14 protein-coding genes, 1 pseudogene and 1 riboswitch are annotated in these 21,153 nt (G+C 44.6%); of the genes and pseudogenes, 4 read left to right on the plus strand and 11 right to left on the minus strand.

The features are described 5' to 3' along the window. Nucleotides 1-409: 409 nt before the first annotated feature. The 3 genes from DXB15_RS10530 to DXB15_RS10540 form a co-directional block, all read right to left on the minus strand. Nucleotides 410-1,312: a LysR family transcriptional regulator gene (locus DXB15_RS10530; protein ID WP_109216635.1), complete on the minus strand. Its 903-nt coding sequence runs from the start codon at nucleotides 1,310-1,312 to the stop codon at nucleotides 410-412. A gap of 211 nt (nucleotides 1,313-1,523) precedes the next feature. Beyond that, nucleotides 1,524-2,585 (minus strand): sensor histidine kinase, encoded by a 1,062-nt coding sequence (locus DXB15_RS10535; RefSeq protein ID WP_118702929.1) that lies wholly within the window; start codon nucleotides 2,583-2,585, stop codon nucleotides 1,524-1,526. After that, nucleotides 2,582-3,253, minus strand: coding sequence for a response regulator transcription factor (locus tag DXB15_RS10540; protein ID WP_118702930.1), 672 nt, complete (start codon nucleotides 3,251-3,253; stop codon nucleotides 2,582-2,584). The genes DXB15_RS10535 and DXB15_RS10540 overlap by 4 nt, the downstream gene beginning before the upstream one ends. A gap of 400 nt (nucleotides 3,254-3,653) precedes the next feature. Between DXB15_RS10540 and cls the strand changes: the two genes are divergently transcribed. From cls to sfsA, 3 genes are all read left to right on the plus strand, one after another. Then, a complete protein-coding gene (gene cls, locus DXB15_RS10545; RefSeq protein ID WP_109216632.1) occupies nucleotides 3,654-5,222 on the plus strand; it encodes a cardiolipin synthase in 1,569 nt (522 codons plus the stop codon). 102 nt (nucleotides 5,223-5,324) lie between these two features. Further along, nucleotides 5,325-6,278 carry a cation diffusion facilitator family transporter gene (locus tag DXB15_RS10550; RefSeq protein ID WP_109216631.1) on the plus strand — a complete coding sequence of 318 codons (954 nt, stop codon included), beginning with the start codon at nucleotides 5,325-5,327 and terminating at the stop codon, nucleotides 6,276-6,278. Nucleotides 6,279-6,286: 8 nt separating this feature from the next. Further along, a complete protein-coding gene (sfsA, locus tag DXB15_RS10555; RefSeq protein ID WP_109216638.1) occupies nucleotides 6,287-6,937 on the plus strand; it encodes a DNA/RNA nuclease SfsA in 651 nt (216 codons plus the stop codon). Here sfsA and DXB15_RS10560 read toward each other — a convergent pair. Both DXB15_RS10560 and upp read right to left on the minus strand, forming a co-directional pair. Further along, the gene (locus DXB15_RS10560; RefSeq protein WP_118702931.1) at nucleotides 6,930-9,494 is read right to left on the minus strand and encodes a glycoside hydrolase family 3 protein; all 2,565 of its coding nucleotides are present in this window, start codon (nucleotides 9,492-9,494) and stop codon (nucleotides 6,930-6,932) included. The genes sfsA and DXB15_RS10560 overlap by 8 nt on opposite strands. 88 nt (nucleotides 9,495-9,582) lie before the next feature. Beyond that, nucleotides 9,583-10,212 (minus strand): uracil phosphoribosyltransferase, encoded by a 630-nt coding sequence (upp, locus tag DXB15_RS10565; protein WP_109216637.1) that lies wholly within the window; start codon nucleotides 10,210-10,212, stop codon nucleotides 9,583-9,585. Between the two features lie 356 nt (nucleotides 10,213-10,568). On the opposite strand from upp, the gene DXB15_RS10570 reads away from it, so the two are divergent. After that, nucleotides 10,569-11,921: a uracil-xanthine permease family protein gene (locus DXB15_RS10570; protein WP_109216629.1), complete on the plus strand. Its 1,353-nt coding sequence runs from the start codon at nucleotides 10,569-10,571 to the stop codon at nucleotides 11,919-11,921. 267 nt (nucleotides 11,922-12,188) lie between these two features. On the opposite strand, the gene DXB15_RS10575 is transcribed toward DXB15_RS10570, so the two are convergent. The 6 genes and pseudogenes from DXB15_RS10575 to DXB15_RS10600 all read right to left on the minus strand — a co-directional run bounded on the left by DXB15_RS10575 (nucleotide 12,189) and on the right by DXB15_RS10600 (nucleotide 21,087). Then, entirely contained in the window at nucleotides 12,189-13,286 is a 1,098-nt protein-coding gene (locus DXB15_RS10575; protein ID WP_118702932.1) for an ABC transporter ATP-binding protein, read from the minus strand. Further along, nucleotides 13,283-14,284, minus strand: a complete 1,002-nt coding sequence (locus tag DXB15_RS10580; RefSeq protein ID WP_118702933.1) for a FecCD family ABC transporter permease — start codon at nucleotides 14,282-14,284, stop codon at nucleotides 13,283-13,285. The genes DXB15_RS10575 and DXB15_RS10580 overlap by 4 nt, the downstream gene beginning before the upstream one ends. A 20-nt stretch (nucleotides 14,285-14,304) precedes the next feature. Continuing rightward, on the minus strand, nucleotides 14,305-15,837 hold the full coding sequence (locus DXB15_RS10585) for an ABC transporter substrate-binding protein (protein ID WP_118702934.1): 1,533 nt from the start codon (nucleotides 15,835-15,837) through the stop codon (nucleotides 14,305-14,307). 523 nt (nucleotides 15,838-16,360) lie between these two features. Beyond that, a pseudogene (locus tag DXB15_RS10590) lies at nucleotides 16,361-17,548 on the minus strand (sirohydrochlorin cobaltochelatase); the annotation flags it as partial. Nucleotides 17,549-17,738: 190 nt separating this feature from the next. Beyond that, nucleotides 17,739-17,941: riboswitch (cobalamin riboswitch) on the minus strand. 180 nt (nucleotides 17,942-18,121) lie between these two features. After that, nucleotides 18,122-19,900 (minus strand): ATP-binding protein, encoded by a 1,779-nt coding sequence (locus DXB15_RS10595; RefSeq protein WP_158582251.1) that lies wholly within the window; start codon nucleotides 19,898-19,900, stop codon nucleotides 18,122-18,124. Further along, nucleotides 19,897-21,087: a metallophosphoesterase family protein gene (locus DXB15_RS10600; RefSeq protein ID WP_109216623.1), complete on the minus strand. Its 1,191-nt coding sequence runs from the start codon at nucleotides 21,085-21,087 to the stop codon at nucleotides 19,897-19,899. The genes DXB15_RS10595 and DXB15_RS10600 overlap by 4 nt, the downstream gene beginning before the upstream one ends. Between the last annotated feature and the right edge of the window lie 66 nt (nucleotides 21,088-21,153).

The following is a 21,153-nucleotide window of genomic DNA, read 5'->3' on the forward strand; positions in this document are numbered from 1 at the left end:
ATTTTTATTTTCGTTGCACTTGATGGTCTTTATTATAAGTTTGAAGATCGGTTTTGTATAATACATGAAAATGCAGGTTTGTTATAGTTTTAAGCTATGGCGAACCTGCATTCACTAAATTGATCCCCTTTTTATTAATATTCAAGAATGCTCCGGCATTCTTGTTGCGAGGTGCGCGTCATGCAATTGCATGACATACTTCAACTGCGCACCTCTGTAATCCTGCCGGAGGCTATATCAGATGGGGGATTGGCTCCCACCACTGATACTAGCTTGTTTCTCACCACCTATAGAGGTGGGAGTCATCTCCCATCTGATATATTGCAGGAAGCTGACACAGATTTTTATCAAATTTGAAAAAAGAACATTAATGTTATCCCATGTACCATTTACTATGCAGAAACTTCTTTCAATCTTTCAGATATTCCTTTAAAAACGCTAAGTAGGTTTCTCCAAGTCTGCTGCGCATTCCCCTTCGATGCGTCAAATATCCAATCTGCATCTCACTTTCATCCTGAAGCGGAACCGCAATAATATCTTCTCCATTCAGATTCCGGTCGATCACACCACTGCAGACGGTATATCCGTTCAATCCGATCAGCAAATTAAAAAGCGTCGCCCGGTCACGGACACGAATGTTTTTCTTCCGCTCCGTCGTGGAAAAAATTTCTTCCGAAAAATAAAAAGAATTGTGTTCTCCCTGCTCAAAGGAAAGATACGGATACGCTTCCAGTTCTTCGTTCGTAATGATCGTATGATCTGCTAGCGGATGTCTCCTGCTGATAAACACATGCGGTCTCGCCGTAAACAGTGGGTGAAATTCCAGATCATTGGCTTTCATCAGTTTTCGGAGTACTTTCTCATTAAATTCGTTCAAAAACAGAATGCCGATCTCGCTTTTCATTTTTGCCACATCTTCAATGATCTCGTAAGTCTGCGTTTCACGTAAACTAAAATCATACTCTTCCTGACCGTATTGCTGGATCAGATCGACAAATGCATTGACCGCAAAGGAATAATGCTGCGTGGACACACAAAACTGCTTTTTTCCTCCGCTTCCATTTTTGTACTTGTCTTCCAGAATCGCCGCCTGCTCCAACACCTGTCTGGCATAGCCAAGGAAATCTTCTCCTTCCTTGGAAATATCAATGCCTTTATTTGTCCTGTGGAAAATTTCTACGTTCATTTCTTTTTCCAGATCATGGATGGCATTGGTCAGACTCGGCTGTGAAATGTAAAGTTTTTTCGCGGCTTCCGTGATGGTTCCTGTCTCTGCCACGGTAATCACATATTTTAATTGTTGCAGTGTCATATGTATCTTCCTCCATAATCGTCTCTCGGAACTATCTAACTGCCCTCGTAAGGTTGCAGGATTTCTCTACACATTCAAGTCTCACGTGCGTTCGACTCGAATACAGAACAAGTGTTCTATTTTGCTTTTTATATTTATTTTTGCAATTCATCTCCCACCTGTAAAGGAAGGAGAATTCTTGCTATAATTTGTTAAAAGAAAATTGAGGGGGCTAATCTCTAAAATCAATCGCATCCTTTGAAAAGCCAGCCCTTACCATAGTTCCTTCTCCTACTTCGGACTGTACCTGAATCGTATGCCCCAGTTTTTGCAACACTTCCCTGCACAGATACAGTCCAATTCCTGTGGAACGTTTGTCCTCATGTCCATTAAATCCGGTATAACCTTTTTCAAACACCCGTGGAATATCTTCACTGCGGATACCAATGCCCGTATCCCGGATTTCCAGCCAGATGTGCTGTGGTTCTTCCTGCACTTCAATGGAGATTTCACCCTCCGGCGTATATTTCACAGCGTTAGACAATAACTGCTCTAATACAAACGAAAGCCACTTTTCATCAGAGATAACCGTTGCTTCTGTTTTTTCATAATGCATCCGGATTTTGCGGCGGATCATGATTTTCGCATATTTGTGAATCACTTCGCGAATTACTGTATCTAGTGAAATCTGTTTTAAAATATAATCATTTGCGGTGCTGTTGATCCGCTGATACTGCAATGCCATTCCCACATATTCTTCGATACGAAACAGTTCTTCCTCAACATCCGTCAGATTCTGAAGCTGCTTTACATAAAGTTCTTCTGTAATCTCATCCTTTGACTCTGCTTCTTCCAGTTCACTGCGCTCCATCTGCAATAAAAGCTGAAGTCCCGCGATCGGCGTCTTGATCTGATGCACCCATTTCGCGTAATAATCCTTCATCTCGGATTGCTGTCTGGCTGCGGTATTCAACGTCAGTTGACGCTCAATATTCGCATTTTCCACAAGCTGTCCCAGCAGTTCCTCTGTCACATCCTCCGTCTCCGGCAGTTTCATTTCACCGGAAAATGGCTGCTGCAACATATCTTTCAGATACCGCACTTTCCGATCATAACGAATATACGCAATGCATAACGCAAACGCAATAATGCACAAATCCAGTATTCCCGCATAGATCAGATCCCCCTCAGGGTGTCCAATCAAAAACAAATAAAGTACATGCATGCAAAGCATGACAATTGCCAGAATCAACCACTCTATATTTCGTTTGATAAAACTTTTTCCGGTTTTCATCCGATTCGATACCCGATTCCTTTCTTGGTCAGAATGAAGTCATCCAGTCCAACCGAAGATAACTTTTTCCGCAGACGATTGACGTTTACCGACAATGTATTTTCATCTACATAAGCATCGCTTTCCCATAGTTTTTCCATCAGTTCTTCCCGACTGACAATTTTTTCCTTATGTTCCATCAACGTCTGCAAAATCTTCAGTTCATTTTTCGTCAGTTCGATCTGTTGACCGTTCCAGATCAGACTCGCATCCAGCAGTTTCAATACTGCACCTTTATGTTCTAACATACTGCTGCTTCCCGCAAAGTCATAGCTTCTGCGCAGTAACGCCTGAATTTTCGCCGTCAGCACTTCCAGATCAAATGGCTTCGGGATAAAATCATCCCCTCCCATATTCATCGCCATGACGATATTCATATTGTCTGCCACAGAGGACAAAAAAATCACCGGCACTTTCGACACTTTGCGGATTTCCGTGCACCAATAATAGCCATTATAAAAAGGAAGTCGGATGTCCATCAGTACCAGCTGCGGATCAAATGCCGCAAACTCTATCATGATCTGGCTGAGATCTTCTGCCACATGCACCTCAAAATCCCATTTTTCCAGATGCTTTTTTATCATTTTTCCGATGGTCTCATCATCTTCCACACAAAAAATTCGATACATAACTGCTGCCTTTCTGATTTTTTATCTATACATTGCTTTTTCTATCCTATTTGTCTGATACAATCTGCTTCTTGCATATTCATCTACTTCTTGTCATATTAAGAATACTTTTTCCCTATTGTAACAGATTTTTTCTTGCTGTGTGGAAAAATTATGGTATCATAATCTATGATTACAGTGTCAAAAGGTCTGAGTCCACCTGTGCTTGCACAAGGGTGGATGAATGACCTTGGGGCACGCCCCGATATGAGCATAAAAGTGGGATTTTTATCCCACGATATGCGAATAGCGGAAAGGATTGTGGGAGTGCAAAGCACGGAACAATCCGTGTAATCAAAATTTTGGTGTCAAAACACTGTATACAAAACGATATTTACGCCATAGAAAGGATGACAGCACAATGGCAAAGACACATCATCACACAATGGAAAGTCGAAGTAAAACAAAAAACAGCATCAAGCGTCTTTTTTTCTGTCTTCTGGCAATTTTTCTTCAGATTGCCTTTTTTCTGTCTATTGTAAAACGTCTGAATACACAGATGCCATGGATCAATGCCTTAACAAAAATTCTCGTACTGATCCTCATTTTATATATTTACAGCAAAAATAAAACATCTTCCCTGAAAATGCCATGGATCATATTAATTCTGATCATGCCGGTACTCGGTGTCTGTCTGTATCTGATGTTTCAGACAAACAAAGGTACCCGCAATATGCGCAAACGTTATCAGGAAATCGATGCCATTTTGCTGCCGTGTCTGCCGCAAGATCACGATATTTCACATCGCCTGAAAAAACATTATGCACCGGCCGGAAGTATTTCTGACTATCTGTATCGAAATGCCGCTTATCCTGTTTATCAAAATACGGATATTACCTATTACCCGGAAGCTGTACAGGGACTGGAAGCACAACTTGTCGATCTGGCAAAGGCAGAAAAATTCATTTTTATGGAATACCATGCCATTGAAAATGCTGATGCATGGGAAAAAATCCAGGATGTACTGATAGACCGGGTAAAGGCAGGTGTAGAAGTCCGGGTATTCTATGACGATATTGGTTCCATCAGTTTTCTGAATCACGATTTTACCAGACAGCTGGAAGCTCTTGGCATTGCCTGCCGCGTATTTAATCCCTTTGTTCCGGGTGTCAATTTATTTCTGAACAACCGTGATCATCGCAAAATTACGGTCATTGATGGAAAAGTAGGATTTACTGGCGGTTATAATCTTGCAAACGAATATTTTGGATTTTCTCACCCTTATGGAGAATGGAAAGATACCGGCATCCGTCTGGAGGGAGATGCAGTCAGATCTCTGACCATCACTTTTCTGGAAATGTGGAATGCGATTAAAAAGAGTCTGCCAAGCGATCGTTCTTTTGAACCTTATCTGACAGAGTACCAATATAAATCGGTTCAGCACGGATATGTCCAGCCTTATGCTGATAGTCCTCTGGATGATGAGCAGGTGGGAGAAGAAGTCTATATCAGTATGGCAAATAAAGCGGAGCATTACTGCTGGTTTATCACGCCGTATCTGATCCTTACCGATGAAATGTCACACGCTCTGTCTCTGGCTGCAAAACGTGATGTGGATGTCCGCATTATCACACCCGGAATCCCGGATAAAAAGATGGTTTACAGTGTTACCCGCTCTTTTTATCATCAACTGGTGTCCAATGGTGTCCGTATTTTTGAATGGACGCCCGGATTCTGTCATGCGAAAATGAGCATTGCCGATGATCGTATGGCTACCTGTGGTACCATCAATCTGGATTACCGCAGTCTGTATCATCATTTCGAAAATGGCTGTTTTATGGTGGACTGTCCAGCGGTTGATGAGATAAAACGTGATTTCAAACATACATTTTCACAATGCCGTGAAGTGACTGAAAAATACAAAGCCGGGCTCGGTGCGCACCTGCGTCTGGGGCAGTTGATCTTACGGTTATTTGCTCAGTTGATGTAAAATTCACTCAGTTAATTTGCTGCAGTAAGGAAAATATATAGATGCAATTTGATTGCAATTTTTCCATATAAAAACATATTTACAAAAGAGGTTCAATATATTATGCATGTAGGAAAGAAAACACAGAAAAGAGAAAAATCAGCGATGACACTGTCTCTGTACGGCAGTCTCGTCTTTGCCATCGTGGAAATCGGCATGGCTGTTTTCTCCGGTTCTCAGGCGGTTCTTCTGGATGCGGTTTACGACAGCGTGGAATTTTTTATGATGCTTCCATCGATTTTTCTGATTCCGCTGATTTACCGCCCTGCCAATGAACAGCATCCATTTGGTTTTACTCAGGTGGAAACCGGATTCGTGGTGGTCAAAGGTGCCATCATGGCGGCGGTTACCTTTGGGTTGATTTTTAACAATATTCATCTGCTGCTTCATGGTGGACATATCGTATCTTTTAACACGATTTCGGCTTTTGAGCTTTTTGCCTGTGCCCTGAGTCTGACCATGGCAATCTGTCTCTTTTTTAAAAACAAACATATGAGTTCACCGATCGTGAACATTGAATTACAGACCTGGAAGATTGACTGCGTGGTTTCCCTTGGAATGGCGATTGCCTTTTTACTTCCGATCATCGTTCCATTCGCATGGTTCCAACGTCTGACGCCGTATCTGGATCAGATCATCACCATCGTACTGTCCGCATTTATGCTGCCGACACCGATCAAAACGGTAATTACCGGACTTCGTGACCTGATGCTCTGGCCGCCGGAAGCAGAGACCGTAGATGATATTAAAGCCACGGTAGAACCGATTATTGGTGGTTACGGGCACAAAAATCTGTATTACGATATTGTCCGCACCGGACGGAAACTCTGGATTAGTGTATACATTACCTTTGACAGAGACATTATCTCCCTGTCAAAATTCCAGATTCTTCAGACAAAATGCATTGCTGCTCTGGCAGAAAAATATCAGGATTTTTATTTTGAATTACTGCCGGATATTCAGTTAGACAGCGTAGATGAGGAAAAAATCAAGGCTCATACAGAGGAAGGGGATTGATTTTTGAAATGAAATATGAAAACGTTGTAATGGGCACTTTTGTCCGCCGCCACAATCGTTTTGTGGCAGAAGTAATAATCAATGGTTCCTTAGAAACCGTACATGTCAAAAATACCGGTCGCATGGGAGAACTGCTTTTTCCCGATGCAAAGGTAGCTCTGACCTGTTCGGACAATCCGAACCGCAAAACAAAATATGATCTGATCAGTGTATACAAAGAATCCCTGGGCTGGGTGAATATCGACAGTCAGGCTCCGAACAAGGTCGTTGGAGAATGGCTCGCCACTAAGGATTATACATTTATCAAACCGGAATACAAATACGGCGATTCCCGTCTTGATTTTTATATGGAGAAAGGCGAAGAAAAATATCTGATGGAAGTCAAAGGCTGTACGCTGGAAATTAATGGCATCGGATATTTCCCAGATGCGCCAAGTGAACGTGCAGTCCGTCATGTAAAAGAACTGCTCCATGCAAAAAAGCAAGGCTACCATTGTATCCTTGCTTTCGTGATTGCTATGCCGAACGTTTCTGTTGTCCGACCAAATATGTCCACACACCCAGCTTTTGGCGAAGTTCTAGAGGAAGCTCTGAGGAATGGCGTGGATGTGTGGTATCTGACATGTCAAATCACCCCTGACAGTATCTGTATTATTTAAACTGATCCTCATAGCTTACTGCATCCTCATACTGATTGGACTGCAGTATTATTTTAACTGTATGGTATACACAGCGTTTCAGTTCCCGGATATCCAGAGAACCATCCTCTAATGCCTGACGGATGCTTGCATGATCCCGTATATCACCCGGCATAACCATATCATTTCCGGCTTTCATACAACCTGCTGCCGTACATTCGCCGGCGGTAGAATCTGTGGTCGTTGTCCAGTCTGTCATAATGGCACCTTCAAATCCCCACTCGTCACGGGCAGCTTTTGTACAGATATCATAACTGTTTGCCGCATGCACACCGTTGATCAGATTGTAAGAGGTCATCATCGCCATCGGCTGTGCGTTGCAGATTGCAATCTCAAATCCTTTCAGGTAAATCTCACGCAAGGTTCGTTCTGACAAAATGGAATCGGAACCCATACGGTTGTCTTCCTGATTGTTGCAGGCATAATGTTTGATGGTTGTGCCGCATCCTGGTACCGACTGTACGCCAAGTGTCATGGCAGAAGCCATCCTGCCTGCCAACAGCGGATCTTCGGAATAATATTCAAAGTTTCTGCCGCACAGCGGATTCCGGTGCAGACTCATACCCGGTGCAAGCCACAAAGTTACTTCAAATTCATTCATTTCTCCGGCAATCATCTGACCAAGTTTTTTCATCAGATCCAGATTCCAGCTCTGTGCCAGTAAAGTACCAACTGGGATTGCGGTACAATACTGATGATATACCGTTCCGGTCGGCTCCTTCGGCTCCGCAAAATAGCCATTTTCAAAGCCATCCAGAAAATCTCCGCCGTCAATGCTTCCATCTTCCCGCACCTGATACTCGCTGCGCAGACGTAAGCCCGCCGGTCCGTCAGCAAGCACGATACTTGCCACATTATAAGGATCTTTTTCCGCTACATTGACTGTTTCTGCCGCTGCACCCGGAACGGTCTGTCCTGCGGAACCAAGAGCACTTGCCCCCTGATCTTTTGCCGGATCTCCAGTGGCTAAAGCGATCAGTTCATCTGTAGACAACTGATCTACAATCTCGCCGGCTCTGCCCGGATAATGATCCTGCAATTCCTGATATATAATAGTAGCTGTCGGAAGATTTTCTGCCCAAATCCGGAAGTATGGCAATTGTTCCTTATTTGCTTCCTGTATCCAGGCATTCTGCTTTTCTTCCAGTTTCTCCTTATCCGGCTGCACTTCTTCCAGTTTTTCTTTTAACGGGCAAATATGTTCACACTGTACCAGTATTTTATCCTCATTCAACCGAAATCTGCCACAAAGAACCGCTTCGGATAACGAATTTCCAATCCAGATACCATAAATGCCTTCTTCCAGCATCCATGCTGCCTGTTCTTCTGAGTAGGATGCAAGGTGATATAAATCTGTAATCAGTTCCAGAGACTGTGTTTCACCCGGCGCCAGAAGTTTTGTTTTTTCAAAAGCGGTCAGACGACGAAATTCTTTGTGCAGTTTTCCCTGTGGACAGGAAACATACACCTGCACAACCTCTTTTCCAGAATATGTAGCGCCAATATTTGTCACATCAACAGATACGGAAAAAGATGGTCTTCCTTTTGATGATATCTTCTTTGAAACATCTGTTACTTTTATGTCAAAATCGGTGTAAGACAATCCATAGCCAAAACTGTAGCGCACCGGAACGTCAAAGGTATCGAAATACCGATATCCGACATAAATGCCTTCCCTGTATTCTTCCCGGTAAACATCGCCGCTCTTGTGACTGAAATATGCCGCATTCGGATAATCCATATAGTCCAATGCCCAGGTATCCGTCATTTTTCCGGAAGGAGTCACTTTGCCGGAAATCACATCTGCCAGCGCATTACCGCCTTCCTGACCAGCCTGCACAAACTGCAGGATTGCTGTGATATTGGAAAATTCATCAGTAAAAGCAAGATCGATCAAACCACCGGTATTTACCACCAGAATAACTTTTTCATAGGCTTCACATAACGCCGCGATCTGTGCCCGCTCTTCTTCTGTAATATAGTAATCCCCCGGCTCGTCCCGGCGGTCTGCATTTTCTCCCGCAATCCGGGCAAGAACGTAAATACCAACCTCGGCGCCATCTGCTTTTGCTGCTTCCGCATCAACTGGCTCTCCTGCCGGCATGGAAAACGGCGTTGTGGAATAGGCTTCAAAAAAGTTTCCATTGCACTCTTCCTTCAGTTTTCGGAAAATTTCTGCTTTCCAGCTCTCCCGCGCCTGCATATAACCGCTGTCATATCCGTCAAGCCAATCTCCACTTGTAATCTCAAATCCTGCATTTTTCAATCCGTCATAAATATTGACATTATATCGGTTATTGACATCTCCGGAACCAGTTCCACCTTTGATGGTGCGTACCGCTCCCGCACCATACAGACCAATTTTCGTTCCCGGCTTCAAAGGCAGCGTCTGTGCTTCATTTTTTAATAGTACAAATCCTTCCGCTGCCGCTTCCCTTGCAAGAATGGCATTGTCTTTTTCACGCTGTGACATTTCTGTGGATGTCGTTCCTACGTACCCTCTTTTTCGCAGTTTCATGATAACCCTCCTTAAAACAGAGAAAGCGCAAATATGCCGAAGCATACTTACGCCTTCTACTTGTATGCTATGCACACACTTTATATTCTTATTTTGTACCGAAAATACGATCTCCTGCATCGCCAAGTCCCGGGCAGATATAAGCATGATCATTTAATTCACGATCAAGCTGTCCGATGTAAATCTGAACATCCGGATGTGCCTCATGCAGTCTCTTAACACCTTCCGGTGCAGCGATAACAAACATGCATTTGATATTTTTTCCACCATGTTTTTTGATAAAATCTACGGCTGCCACAGCAGATCCACCGGTTGCAAGCATTGGGTCTACGACTACGATGAGACGCTGGTCGATCGGATCCGGCAGTTTGCAGTAATACTCATGCGGTTCATGTGTCTCAGGATCACGGTACAGACCGATATGTCCGATCTTTGCAGACGGAACCAGAGTTGTTACACCATTTACCATTCCAAGACCTGCACGAAGGACCGGTACGATCGCCAGTTTTTTACCGGAGATCATCGGACTTTTGCATGTCTCGATTGGAGTCTCGATCTCCACATCCTCGGTTGGCAGATCGCGAAGTGCCTCATATCCCATCAGTACGGCAATCTCCTCGATCAGTTTACGGAACTCATTTGTTCCTGTATTTTTGTTGCGGATCATTGATATTTTATGCTTGATCAGCGGATGATCCATGATAAATACATTTTCCATTTTTTCCATCTAAAAAACCTCCTGGCCAGACTTCTCGTTTCTTCAAGGATAACGGATTGCAGGTGATAAGTCAACCGCATCATTGCAGTTCACACGCGCCATTCGCAAGATTTTCTTGCTCTCTTTTTTGTTTTCCATTATACTGATTAGTCAGGGTCTGATGTATGAGTGCTTTGTATACCAGATGAGAGATGACTCCCATCTGATATAGCCTCCGGCTGGATTGCAGAGATGCGCAAAGGAAATATGTCATGCATAGCATGACGCACATCTCGCAGCAAGAATACTGAGAGCATTCTTGATCATCAGAACATGTAACCATAAAATCGTTATAAAAATAGTAGGAGAATGAATTTATGAAAACAAACGAAAACGGCATCTATGATGCCAGAACGCTTGGGCTTCCGAAAATGCTGATCCTCGGTCTTCAGCATATGTTTGCCATGTTCGGTGCAACGATCCTTGTCCCGGTTCTGGTAAACACCTATTTCCACGGCGAAGGCTTATCCATTCAGGTAACACTGTTCTGCGCCGGAATCGGAACTCTGCTGTTCCACCTAATGACACGTTTTAAAGTGCCTGCATTTCTCGGTTCTTCCTTTGCATTTCTGGGTGGTTTCCAGACTGTTGCAAATCTGGATACCGGAATTTTCGCAAACATGAGCTACGGTGAAAAACTTCCATATGCATGTGGTGGTGTCCTGATCGCCGGTCTGCTCTACCTCGTTTTATCCCTGATCATCAAGGTCATCGGTGTACGCCGGGTTATGCGTTTCCTTCCGCCGGTTGTAACCGGACCGATCATCATCTGTATCGGACTGAGCCTTGCACCTTCCGCGATCTCCAATGCCTCCACCAACTGGCCGCTGGCACTGATCGCCCTTGCTACCGTTATTATTTTCAATATCTGGGGCAAAGGAATGTTCAAGATCATCCCGATCCTGATGGGTATCATCGTATCCTATGTGGCTGCCCTGATCATGAACGCTGCAGGAATGACCTGTGCAGACGGAAGTGCCATTTTAAACTTCAGCGGTGTTGCTGACGCTGCCGTTATCGGAGTACCGCAGTTCTTCCTCTGCAAGTTTAACATTACAGCCATTCTTGCAATGGCTCCGATTGCCATCGCATCCATGATGGAGCATGTCGGTGATATTTCTGCCATCTCCGCAACTGTTGGTGAAAACTTTATCGAAGATCCGGGACTTCACCGCACACTGCTTGGTGATGGTCTTGCAACTGCTCTCTCCGCTCTGATCGGTGGACCAGCAAACACAACCTACGGTGAGAATACAAGTGTACTGGCGCTGAGCCGTGTATATGATCCGAAGGTTATCCGTCTGGCAGCTTTTTATGCGATCATCTTAAGTTTCATCCCGAAAATGGCAGAGATTATCAGTTCTCTTCCGGCTGCGATCATCGGTGGTATCAGTTTCATCCTTTATGGAATGATCTCCGCTGTCGGTATCCGCAACGTTGTTGAAAATAAGGTAGATCTGACAAAATCCCGTAACCTTGTTATTGCAGCATGTATCCTTGTCTGCGGTCTGGGTTTCTCAGACGGTCTGACTTTCCATGTTGGAGGCACAGCAATTACACTGACCAGTCTTGCTCTGGCAGCGATTGTTGGTATTGTATTAAATGCGATCCTTCCGGGAAATGAGTACAGCTTTGAAAGCAGTACAAAACAAAACAAGAAAGTGTGCTAACACACACTTACGCGAATAAAATTATTAATAGCACATCTTTCTTGCTCGCGCCGAACACGATTGCGAAGCAATAATTTCTTCTCGTGTGAGTGTGCATCGTCTGCACGAAGTGCTTTTATTTGATAGGAAATTCATGTAATTTCCTATCAAATAACAAAAAAGTCGCTGACATTCTTTTTTAAGAGTGCCAACGACTTTTTTTCACGTACTTTCTATCTTAAGATTTCTCAGCATTCTATCAGCATTTTCCAAACTCAGCATTTTTTATTACATTGAAAGCTTTCCGATTTCTTTTGCATATTCTAACAGTTCCCTGTTTGCTTCATTCAATGGTCCAAATGCCTCCATCGGCAAAGTACAAATGCAGGTTTCACACTGCTCCATCCACTTTTTTGCTTCCTCAATCTGCGCCTTTTCTATCGGATAAAACGCTTTCTGTGAAACCACCTCTGCCGCCAGCGCTCTGGCAGTCGGATATTCCAGATCATTTTTCTGCAAAATACCTGCCACAAAAGGCACATTTTCCCGCTGCAGGCGGTTATATGCCGCAATACCGCTTCCACACCCGCCGATAACAAACACCTTCGGCTCTGACTTTGCTCCCTGCAAAAAGACCTCTCCTGTCACCGGATCAAATGCCGTCTCTGTCACACCGTACAACTGTTGTACATAATCCCCGGAAAAGATCTCCTCCGGTGTACCGATACGATCGATATGGTCTCCTTTCACACAGGCAATGGTATCAGACACCTTCTGCGCCAGATCCAACTCATGTAACGACATGATGATCGCCAGATTCCGCTCTCTGGCAAGCATCCGGATATTTGCCAGAATATCCAGCTTAAATCCCATATCCAGATAAGACGTCGGCTCATCCAGTAACAGAATATCCGTATCCTGACAGATCGCCCGAGCAAGCATCAGACGTTGCCGCTGACCGTCACTCATTTTCCGAAAATCCTGATCCTGCACATCCTGCGCATGCACCAGTGCAATGGCTTCGTCTACTTTTTCCCAGTCCTCTTTGGCTAAAATGCCAAACCTGCCGGTGTAAGGATAGCGCCCGGAAGCCACCACATCCCGTCCTGTCAGGAGTTCCGTCTGCAGACGTTCCGTCATAACCATAGAGAGACTTTTCGAAACATCGCTGTCCCGCATGTTATTCATGGATTCCTGTCCCAGATAGATCGTTCCGCCAATGCGTTTCAACTGCCGGGTAATGGTTTTTAAAATAGTAGATTTTCCGGCACCGTTTGGTCCGATCAGTGTCAGTACCTGCCCGGAAACAACTTTTAAATTTACATCTTTGATCAGTGGTGTTTTATCATATCCTACCACAAGATTTTCTGTTCTCAGTTCCATCATCTGTTCCCCTGCTTTCTCAGCATTGCTGCAATGACCACCGGCACCAGAAATATCGCCGTTACGGAACTGATGCTGATCTCCGTCGGTGCAAATACCGTCCGGGCGATTCCGTCACAAAACAGTGTCACCACCGCGCCGCACAGGAAACATCCCGGTATCATAATGATTGGTTTTGCCGTTTTCGTGATCAGTTTTACCAGATGCGGCACTGCGATTCCCACAAAGGAAATCGGTCCGGCAAACGCGGTTACACAGGCAGATAACATACTGGAAAGTAAGATCAGACCGATCCGTAACGCTTTGATATTTACGCCCATATTTCGAGCATAAGATTCTCCTAGCTGATACGCTCCGATCGGTTTTGCCAGAAAAAAAGTGACCGCCATCGTAACTGCCACAATCCACAGAATCATCCGCACATTATCCCAAGTCATTCCGGAAAAACTTCCCAATGACCAGTTGTGCAAGTTTACGATATTGGAATCATCTGCAAAGGTCACGCAAAAATCGGTAATTGCGGAACAGATATATCCGATCATAATACCACAGACTACCAGCAGCGACATTTTCGACACCCGAAAGGAAATCAGCAGGACAAATCCCATGGCGATCAGTGATCCCACAAAAGCTGCTGCCACCATTCCGGCAGAATTTAACATGATGCTTCGCTGCAGGCAGACAATCATCGTCAGTGCCACCACCAGTTTTGCGCCGGAAGAAATTCCAAGCACATACGGACCTGCGATCGGATTCTGGAAGAAACTCTGCAGCAAAAATCCGGATACCGATAAAGCCCCGCCAAGTAAAATCGCTGCCACAATACGCGGAAGGCGGATTTTCCAGATGACCTGATACAAGGTGGAATCGCTGCCTTTTCCGAAAATCTCCGGCAGATCAGACAGGGAAAGTTCTACCGTTCCCACACCCACATTCCACAAGAATAATCCGATCAGGGCACATATTAAAATGATAAAAGATATCGTATACCGTTTTTTCACGCTTCGTTCCTCACAAAATCTTATTGAATATGCTTCAGAAAATGATAATCCGTATCATCACTTCCGATCAGAACCTTATTCAGATCCTCAATAAAATCACAGGTCATGCTTGTCTGCTGATAAAAGTTACTTCCAGTGGTATACACCTGTCCGGATTTTACCGCTTTAAAATCGGCAAACAGGCTGTTTTTTGCGATCAGTTCGTCTACAGATGTCAGTTCTCCCTCAATGGTTCCGTTATAGATCAGGATATCCGCATCTTTCTCTGCCACATAGAAATCTTCCATCTGCATTTTCATCGTAGACAAAGCACTGTCTTCTTCCGGCAGATAACCGTTCAGGGAATAGTTACCGCCTGCCAGCTCGATCATGGAAGATACATAATCGTTCGGTTTGCGTACTGTAATAGTTCCATCGGAAGATACCGCAAAAAATGCCACCGACAAACCGGTATTTTCTTTTTCCAGAATCGGCTGGACACGCTCTGCCTGCTCTCTAAAAAATTTATTTGCCTGCTGCTCCTGATTAAATAATACACCGAACAGACGAATCCATTCCAGACGTCCAAGAGGATGTTTTTCATAACTGGAACGCTCGATCATCACAGGAATTCCAAGTTCTTCCAGTTTTTCCTTTACTTCCGGGTTATGGGTGATCATCGTATTTTCAATGACAAACTGACAGTTATTACTCAAAAGCAGTTCGTAATCCGGCGCGCTGTATTTGCCCGCATAGATCAGTGCGCCTGCTTTCATAGCATCCGCTGCCTCCTGCACGTACCAGTCCTTTTCCTTTGTTCCGGTAAAAGAAATATGGGAAAGCGCTCCTGCCTTGCTCACCAAATCCATCACCGCACTGGAAACCAGATACACATTCTTCAACGGTTGCTGCAAAACAACAATGTCCGATGGCACATCCTTCGGAACCGATACTCCCTTTGGAATAAGCAAAAAACGACCGCCATCCACGATCGTTACTAATTTATATGCTCCATATTGCTCTACGCTGAACTGATCGGCATATGAAAGATCCATACGCCCCTCACTGTTCAGCTCATTGAAACTCACATTCGCTGGAAATGAGAATTTCAATGTATAATCGATTTCATGCGGTGTGCTCATAGCAGTGGTATCCCCTACCACATCCATCTCACAAGGCACGCCATCAATCGGGAAAGTAAAGGTAGAGTTGCCACCTTCATTTTCATTCATATATTTTTCTCCATCTACGATCATGTAATCGTAATGGGTACTGCTCCAGACGATGGTTGCCATTGCCTGACCGTCCGTCACGGTTACGGTTGCCGGAGAATCCACGGTTGCTCTGCCGCTGCCGCCACTCAGCTCCACGTTTACACTGTAAGTGCCGTCTTCCAGAACATTCGCATCTTCCGCACTGCTGTCTGTCGCTGCACTGTCTGCTTTTTCTGCATCCGCACTAACTTCGGTAGTTGAAGACGCATCTGCATCAGTCGTATTTTTCTGACCACATCCTGCCAGCATGCCAGCGCCTAAAACCATAGATAAAATAACTGCTGCTATTCTTTTTTTCATACACTATCCTTACTTTGCATTTTACTTTCTTCATTGATGAAATACAGGGAAAGCATGATTTTTCTACTCTCCCTGTATCTTATCTTCTCAATATTTTACCGCTGATCTACTCTGCTTTCTGAGCGTCAGATACGCTTACTTTGTGATCATACCATGTTCCCTTTGTTCCAAGGATTGCCAGATCAAACTCCTGATCCAGTGCTTCCACCGGCACATCAAATGCGTATACTTCTTCCGTTGTTCCGTCACTGTAAGTAACTTCCTCAGATGTCGGCTGTAACAGCTCTGCACCATCTTTTTCTGCATCCGCAGCGGTTCCAACATACAGATTTACGATCTTTTTGGAAACCAGTCTGATATGCATGGTCATTTTGCCATCTTTGACTGTTAATGTACCACAACCGTTATCTGCCTCATTTACATGGAACATGCTGCTGTCTGTGTTAAATTTTGCAGTATAAGTACCGTCTTCCAGCGCAGATGTTGCTGTGACTGCATCGCTTGATGTTACAGCATCACCCAGAGATTCAATGGCAGCTTTTGTATGTGCTACATAAATCTGCTGAATTTCCGGAATCTCACCAAGACCTGCGATCTGTGTATCTACTTTGTCAAAATATCCGGCAGCTTTAAACAGGCTCTTCCATGAATCGCCATCATCGCCAGCCATATCGTTGTTTGCATGATCTCCTGCAACAACCATTAACGGTCTTAAGATTACATTTTTATATCCTGCTGCATGTACTTCTTCGATTACCTGCTCATGAGCGGTCTCTTCCGGCTCACCTTCTACGGTTCCGATAAATACGTTATCGTATCCAAGATCTTTCATCTGAGCTGCCATCTGGCTATAGCTGATTTTTGCTGTATGGGATGTACCATGTCCCATGAATACAAATGCTGTACTGTCTTCTTTTGCTGCCTCTAAGGAATCATATCCGGCTGTCTTTACTGCCTCTGCTGTGATGTCCTGTGCTACAGCTGCTTTATCTTCATTGACAGTTGTGGCATCTGTACCAACTTCACCAAGTAACGGTTCTGCTACAGTAACTGTCTCAAATTTATCTTTGTAATTATCCAGAGTATCAACTAACTCATCATACTCTGCACCATGCATTAAATGTGTCGGCTGTACCACCAGATTTTTTACACCGTTATCAACGGCTCTCTGTAAAGCCTGCTCTACGTTGTCGATTTTTTCACCATCTCTTGCCTGAACGTGATTGATAATGATCTGTGCGGTAAATGCACGTCTTACAGACCAGTCCGGATATGCAGTCTGAAGTGCTTTCTCAATACCGCCGATATCTGCTGCACGGCTGTCATTGAAGGATGTACCAAAACTTACTACCAGAAGTTCGTTCTCACCGATTCCGTCCTCATTTAACGGATCGTCTTTGGACGCATCTCCGGTATCTCTGCCGAAGTAATCCGGATCTGCATTTTCACCCTCTACCAGTGCCTTCTGTGCATCGGTCAGTTTATCCCATGCTTCTTTTGCTGCTGCACACTGCTCATCTGTTTTGTCTGTACGCTCCTGTACATAGATGGCATCAATCAGAGCCGCTACTTTGTCTGCTGCTTCCTGATCTGTCTCTGTCTCACTCTGCGCGCTTGTTGTGTTTGTGTCTGCATTCTTGTTTCCGCATCCGCCAAGCAATCCGACTGCCATGGTGAATACTGCCATTAAGGCTACAATTCTCTTTTTCATGTTTATTCTCTCCTCGTATAATGAAAATAAGTGATTTCTTCCACAGGGTACGGTATCCACCCGGAAATAAAATCATTTCCACCAAAACAAAACTCCGCTTAAGATTCTCAAGCGGAGTAAATGCCATTCAAAGGAATTCAAAACTGACTTCCAAAACAGTACGACCAATTACTCGTGATCATGGGATTCACCCTGTACCAGACAAATGGCAGGTTTCCTGGCTGAAAGATCATCATACAGATTCTGCCTTCCCAATGCACTTGCATCAGTGACAAATCATCGAATCCATACTCCCTTATCACAGTGACGAGATCGTACAGGAATCACACCTGTTTCCCTTTTAACCGTTCCACGCCTCCAATTTACAACATAACCTGTCGTAAAGCTGCATCGCTACTTATTTTTCCAAATCTGTTTCAGCAGTTTTTCAGAAACGGACAGCACCAATTATCTTTCTCTATGAAATTGTACTTATACTATCACATCTGAAAAACAGATACAACCCTTTTTCCATAATGTACGCTCAGAATTCATCGTTTTCGAAAGACTCCGAGAGTACATCATATTCTGCTTTTACATGTGTATCTCAGAAAAAGGAATTCCTTCTTCTCTCAGTACTTCTGCCTCCATCTCCCTGCAGGTAAAAAGAAAAATCTGATTCTCCTGCCTGGCAAGCCAGCGTAACGTCTGACGCAGACGCTCCGTATCATAACCTGCAAAAGCCTCATCCAGCAAAAACGGCAACGCTTCTTCTTTCGCTAGCAGTTTTCCTGCTGCCATACGATAGGCAAAATATGCCTGCTGCTTCGTTCCCTGACTGTAGGCTTCCGGCGCACGGCTCTTTTGATGTTCCGACAATACGATGCCCTGTTCTTCGGAAACCTGAAGCTGCCCATGTGCATTTCCGGTAATCTGTGATAAAATCTCCGACATTTCCCGATTCAGCACATGCTCCAGCGTTTTTGACATTCCAGATGCCAGTCGCTGCATCGTATCCGCTGCCAGCGCAAGCGCCTGAATATCCTGATCTGCTGCCTTCTCCTGCGCCGTCTGAAACTGCAGTTCCTGCAGCTGTTCTGTCAGATTTGCAGCCTCCACTTCTTTTTCCTGTATCTGACCAATGATCTGATCCCCGGAACCTTCCTGCCTTGCCTCCTGCATCTGAAGTGCTTTTTTCTGCTCCTGAAAGGTTTCTATCTGCTGTTCCAATGCAGATTTCTTCTGTTGAAACGACGCAAGCTGCTTTGCAATCTTTTGGTATACCTCCTCATCACCGTATGCTACTCCTGCATCTTCCTCTGCTGCTTCTGTTTCCGCTTCCTGAACTTTCTTTTGTCTGCCATATGCCAAAATAAGTCCCGCCAGAATGAAAGCAATACAGATCACATTCAAAATCGGTGCTATTTTTTGAAATCCATCCAAAGACGCCCTTAAAATCGGAGCCAGAATCAAACCGGCAACGCCCAGTAACAAAAGCGGAGAAAAGCCTGCACGATGTTCTGACTTTTGCTGCTGCCGCTGCTCCTTTTCTTTCTTTAAATGCTTTCGCCCGGTATTTAACTGCACCTGTCGAACCACTTTCTGCAATTCCTGTTCCCGCCGACAGACGGTACGATATTCCGAAAGCACCGGCTCTGCCGCCTGTTTTAGCTGCTTTACCTGTTCCTGCACATTCTGTTTTCGCGTTCCCTGTTTCTCCTGCTGTGCTTTCAGGGCAGCTATATCCGCTTCCATCATCTGTTGTTTTACTTCCAGTTGTCGGATATCCGCCAGTCGCTGCTGTTCCAGCTCCTTTTTCTGTTTTTCTTTGCTTTTCCGCTTCTGTTCCAGATTCTGCAATGCCTTTGATAATGAAAAATCACCGCTTCCGGTCTGCGCCAGATTGCTGCGCTCATCCTCCAGAAGCACCCCAAGCTCGCGTCCCGGTACTGATTGTTCCTGACCGATACAAAAGGTATTTTCGTAAGCACCGGCGCTGACATTTCCAAGCAGCATATCCAGATCTCCGCATTCCACCGAAAGTTCTTCTCCGTCACGAATGTTTACCAGACGTGTACTTTTTTCTTTATAATAAAAATTGCGTTCCAGAAGAAACTGCTGTTCCCCGGTCTCAAAAACTATGGAACCGGCAAAATACGCCGGCGCATCCCAGGGTTCATATTTTTTATAAGTATCCAGCGTTTTTCGAACCCGGCTTTTCTCCAACCCATACATCATCGCCTTCAGAAACTGCATTAAGGTACTTTTTCCAGATTCGTTCGGACCATAGATGATATTGATCTGCGGGGAAAAACGATACTGCTCCTTTTCCAGTTTGCCAAATTTTTGAATCTCTGCCTGTCTGATGATCATCCTATCCTCTCCCGCCCTTCTTCTGCGGTATCCAGCATTGCCTGAACGCCGTAATACAATGCTTTTTTCCGTAATTCCAGATTCGGGCATTGCTCCATCACTTCGATATATTTTTGCAGTAACGTGCCGTCGTATTTCTGTTTTAACAGGTCAAACTGATAATCCGGTTCTGTCTCATCCACCACGCGCACTACACGCTCCATCTCTGCGATTTCATCCAATGGCAGCTCTGTCTCTGCATCACGATATCCGCGCAAAATAACATGTGAGATCTGATACGGCTTCCGACTCTGCAATTCTTGCCGCACCAGTTCTGACACCGCATAGGCAGACAGTTCCGGTGTCACATTGATTTCCTGCTGAATGTATTCACATTTTTTGATCGGATAAAAAGAAACGGATGTGCCACGTTCTGTCAGTTCCCCCATCCAGAATCCGTGTGGACCGAAATCATTACAGTCTGTGGGTTCCAGAGAACCCGCCATCACCACTTTTCCCGGAATCAGTTGCGCCACTTTGTGAATATGACCGAAAGCCGCATAGTCAAATCCAGCTTCTGCGATGTCATTTGCACGAAATGGATGATGTCTGTCATCGCCGCCGTGTCCAAGCAGGATCTGAAAATTTCTCCGCCTGTGATCTACCTGTCCTGAATCTGCGAATCGCTCAAATGCTCCTGTTCCACGCATGAATGGCACATCATACTCTGCCTCTCGATGATTTTTCACCGTATTCGCATTCTGCAACACTTTTTGCAAAATATCTCTATGATATACCGCTCTGGTATCTTCCTGATTCCAAAAACTGCATCCCCATACAGTGGTGTGAATCCGCTCCAGAGAAACGGCTGACAGATCCCGCGTTCCAATAAAATGTACATTCTCCGGCCATTCAAAGCTGCGATAATAAGACTTCGGATGCAGATAATCATGGTTTCCCGCGATCAATACGATTTCCGTATCCGGGATTTCTGCAAACCATGCCGCAATCTCTTTTAATTCCCGCTTTAACGGCTGCCGGTGAAACAAATCTCCCGCGATCAAAAGCAGATCTGCCTGCTGTCTGCGCGCCTGCTCGATCATAAAACGAAAACTATTCCAGATGTCCCGGCTGCGTGTCTCACTCCAGGGCATTCCTGCGTCCGGTGTGACGCCCAGATGCACATCTGCGATATGTATAAATTTCATAAAATAGTTATCTCCTTAAAAACGTCTGTAAGACCATACCAAATGTTTGTTCGTATTTTATACTAA

This window comes from Roseburia sp. OM02-15 (assembly GCF_003481835.1).
GTDB lineage: Bacteria > Bacillota > Clostridia > Lachnospirales > Lachnospiraceae > Eubacterium_I > Eubacterium_I ramulus_A.